Consider the following 3,957-nt stretch of genomic DNA (forward strand, 5'->3'; position numbering starts at 1 on the left):
AACCTGGTCAGGACCGAAAACAGCTTGCCGTCCTGCCAGTGCCCGGGAAATTGCTGGAACTCGGGGAAGTAGTCGGCGAAATGGTAGTCGGCGGGATCGAGTTCTTCGATGTAGCCGGCCGCGTTGAGCTGCTGGACGTATTCCGCGTCCGAGAGGATGATGTCAAAGGTCCCGGGCGGAGACTGGGCGATGAGCCCGAGCATGTTGTCGCCACCCGTATAGTACTTCGGCTTGAACTTGACGTTGTTCTCGGCCTCGAAGGTGGCGACGACGTCGGGCTCGGCGTGCCCGTACCAGGCCAGCATGGTGAGCTCCACCGGCTGAGCGAAGGCACGCCGGTTGAGGAAGGGCGTCGCGAGAAGGCCGCCGGCGAGGGCAGTGGCGCCCTTGAGGAAGTGGCGGCGCGTCCCGGAGGACAATCTCAGGTCTGACATCTGCGGTTCTCCACCCTGCTTTCGATACCTCTTAGCAATGCGGGTTCCATTAGAGAAATTGATTGGACAAATGCGTCCATAAGGCAGGGAAATGCCAGGCCTACAGCCCGCGCAGCTCGCCGGGTGCGCGCGAGGGGTCGCCCGAGGTGCCGGCCTCGTCAAGTCGCGTGATGATGTGGTTGATCAGGCCGATGCCGGCGCTGGTGAGCCGCGGGTGCTTGTAGAAGAGCCCGACGCGAATGTCCTCGAGCGGCGGCAGCCCGTCGTCCGAGCCAAGGACACGCATGCCGGGGAGAAGTGTGTGGCGGGTCAGCGCGCTGACCCCAAGGCCGTTCAAAACGGCGTTCTGCAGGCCGGAGATGCCGGGGCTCGTGTAGGAGATCCGCCAGCGGATGCGGGCGGCATCGAGGGCGCGAATCATTCGGGCGCGGTAGGTGCAACCGTCGGGGTGAGCTGCGATCCGCAGTTCGGCATCGACTCCAATGTGCGCTTCCTCAGCGCCGGTCCATATCGGGCGCTCGATCCAGGAGCGGGAGAGGTACTGTGTGCGCTCGGCGTCGACCATCGCGATCACAAGGTCAAGGTCATCTGCGCGCATCCGCTCGAGGATGGCGCCGCTGAGGCCGCAGTGGATCTCCAGGGCGATGTCCGGATGCTGCCGGACGTAGCCCGTGATGACTCCCTGAAGGAAGGCGACGGCGTAGTCGCTTGGCAGGCCAACGCGGAGCGTCCCCGAGTGCTTGGCACGGCTAAAGAAGGCGGCGGCATGGTCGTTGAGGCGCAGGATTTCGCGCGCGTAGCTAAGCAGCATCTCGCCGTCGGGCGTGAGATGGAACGACCTGCCGTCCTGGCGGAGAAGGGGATGCCCGACGAGCTCCTCGAGGCGACGCATCTGCAACGAGATCGCTGGCTGAGTCCGACCGAGCGTTACGCCGGCCTTGGTGAAGCTGCCGAGGTCGACGATCGAGACAAAAGTGCGTAGCAAATCGGTTTGCAGGTTGGTCAGCGGCTGAGTCATTTTTGTACCTGATGTCAGCATCAGAACTATAAATTTCTCATATGCCAAGCGCCCCGTCTATCCGGTTGTGCGTGTCCGACCTGGAGATGACGATGCCCGACAATACCGTCTTCGCCGCCGAGCTGGCCTGGCCCGATTACCATGGGAAGGTGCGCGACGGCGCGGTGCCGATCCTGCTGCCGATTGGCTCGATGGAGCAGCACGGCCATCATATGCCGATGCACGTCGACGTGCTGCTGCCGGTCGAGTTCGCGCGGCGGGTCGCGTCGGAGATCGGCGCCCTCGTCGCCCCGCCCTTCACCTACGGCTACAAGTCGCACCAGAAGTCGGGCGGCGGAAACCACCTGCCGGGCACGACGAGCCTCGACGGCGCGACGCTCGTGTCCGCGCTGCGCGACGTGATCAAGGAGTTCGCGCGCCATGGGGTGCGGCGGATGTGCCTCGTCAACGGCCATTTCGAGAATTCCTGGTTCATCATCGAGGGGATCGACCTCGCGCTGCGCGAACTGCGTTGGGACGGCATCGACGACATGAAGATCGTCGTGCTCTCCTATTGGGACTTCGTCGACAAGGCGACGATCGCGCGGCTCTACCCCGACGGCTTCACCGGCTGGGATCTTGAGCACGGCGGCGTGCTCGAAACCTCGCTGATGCTGGCGCTTTATCCGCACCTCGTGCACCTCGACCGCGCGGTGGACCATCCGCCGGCGGAGTTCCCGCCCTACGACGTCTATCCGCCGCGCAGGGAGTGGACCCCGGCGAGCGGCACGCTGTCCTCGCCGAAGCAGTCCTCGCGCGAGAAGGGAGAGATCCTGCTCGACGTCTGCGTCGCCGGAATTGTCCGCGCGCTCCGCGACGAGTTTCCCGACGCGGCGAAGCCGGTCGCGACGAGCGAGTCGGCGCCGGCCGGCGCCTGACCGCGCTGTACGTATCGACCGAAAACCTGAGTGGAACGCTACGATGCTGGACGACATGCTGCACGTCATGCAATGGCACAACGGGGAGAAGGAATACTCGCCCTTCTCGGACGCCGAGATGACCCGTCGCCAGGCCGATGTGCGCGGCTGGATGGCAAAGAACGACGTCGATGCGGCGCTGTTCACTTCCTACCACGGCATCAACTACTATTCCGGCTGGCTCTACTGCTACTTCGGTCGCAAGTACGGCATGGTGATCGACCACGCCAACGCGACGACGATCTCGGCCGGCATTGATGGCGGCCAGCCGTGGCGGCGCAGCTTCGGCGACAACATCACCTACACCGACTGGCGCCGCGACAACTTCTATCAGGCGGTGCGCCAGCTTACCGCCGGGGCGAAGCGCGTCGGGATCGAGTTCGACCACGTGTCGCTCGCCTTCCGCCGCCAGCTCGGGGAGGCGTTGCCGGGCGTCGAGTTCGTCGATGTCGGCCAGCCGTCGATGTGGATGCGCACGATCAAGTCGGCCGAAGAGCAGAAGCTGATCCGCGAGGGCGCGCGCGTCTGCGACGTCGGGGGCGCCGCCTGCGTGGCGGCAGTGAAGGCGGGGGTGCCGGAGCACGAGGTTTCGATCGCCGCCACGAACGCGATGATCCGGGAGATCGCCAGGTCGTTCCCGTTCGTCGAACTTATGGACACATGGACCTGGTTCCAGTCAGGCATCAACACCGACGGGGCGCACAACCCGGTCACCAACCGGGTGATCGAGTCCGGCGACATCCTGTCGCTCAACACCTTCCCGATGATCTTCGGCTACTATACGGCGCTGGAGCGGACGTTGTTCTGCGACTACGTCGACGATGCGAGCCTCGACATCTGGGAGAAGAACGTCGCAGTGCACCGGCGCGGGCTCGAGCTGATCCGGCCGGGGGCGCGCTGCAACGACATCGCTGCGGAACTCAACGAGATGTACCGGCAGTGGGATCTGCTGAAGTACCGCTCCTTCGGCTACGGCCACTCGTTCGGCGTGCTCTGCCACTATTACGGTCGCGAAGCTGGCGTGGAGTTGCGCGAGGACATCGACACGGTGCTCGAGCCCGGGATGGTCGTCTCGATGGAGCCGATGGTCATGCTGCCCGAGGGCGCGCCAGGTGCCGGCGGCTATCGCGAGCACGACATCCTGATCGTTAAGGAGGACGGCACCGAGAACATCACCGGCTTTCCCTTCGGACCCGAGCACAACATCGTGCGGAACTGATCCGGACGGCGCGCCCCGGGGGCGTGCCGCCGTTCCCCTTCATCTGGCTTCCTGTGGCCCATCCGCCGGACGCCATGACGAGCTCGGCTACGAGGGCGGCTACGGGGCCGTGCGTCCGAACGCGACCGCTTGGCACTGGCGCCGCGCTGAGGCCATGGCTTCGACTTGCGTGCCTCTGACCTTCGGCGAGGTCTACCAGATAAACCGGAGCGAGGAGGTCGTGGTGATCAACGGCACGAACAGCTCGAACGCTCGAAGAACACTGGTCTCTTTAAGATCAATGGCTTGCGCCCCAGAGACTGTTCGACCGCAGTCGCCGTTGCTCCGCCA

At 64.8% G+C, this 3,957-nt stretch carries 4 protein-coding genes; 2 read left to right on the forward strand and 2 right to left on the reverse strand.

All coding sequences use genetic code 11. From position 1 onward, the window contains the following. Both Q0112_RS13825 and Q0112_RS13830 read right to left on the reverse strand, forming a co-directional pair. Window positions 1-434: twin-arginine translocation signal domain-containing protein (locus tag Q0112_RS13825; RefSeq protein ID WP_297976230.1), on the reverse strand; the 434-nt coding region annotated here is incomplete at its 3' end. Between the two features lie 100 nt (window positions 435-534). Further along, window positions 535-1,452, reverse strand: coding sequence for a LysR substrate-binding domain-containing protein (locus Q0112_RS13830; protein ID WP_297976232.1), 918 nt, complete (start codon window positions 1,450-1,452; stop codon window positions 535-537). 92 nt (window positions 1,453-1,544) lie between these two features. Between Q0112_RS13830 and Q0112_RS13835 the strand changes: the two genes are divergently transcribed. After that, the gene (locus tag Q0112_RS13835) at window positions 1,545-2,369 is read left to right on the forward strand and encodes a creatininase (protein ID WP_297976234.1); all 825 of its coding nucleotides are present in this window, start codon (window positions 1,545-1,547) and stop codon (window positions 2,367-2,369) included. A gap of 43 nt (window positions 2,370-2,412) precedes the next feature. After that, window positions 2,413-3,627 (forward strand): M24 family metallopeptidase, encoded by a 1,215-nt coding sequence (locus tag Q0112_RS13840; protein WP_297976236.1) that lies wholly within the window; start codon window positions 2,413-2,415, stop codon window positions 3,625-3,627. Window positions 3,628-3,957: the final 330 nt, after the last annotated feature.

Origin of the sequence: uncultured Amaricoccus sp., assembly GCF_937858865.1 — a bacterium.
In the GTDB taxonomy this organism is placed as follows: Bacteria; Pseudomonadota; Alphaproteobacteria; order Rhodobacterales; family Rhodobacteraceae; genus Amaricoccus.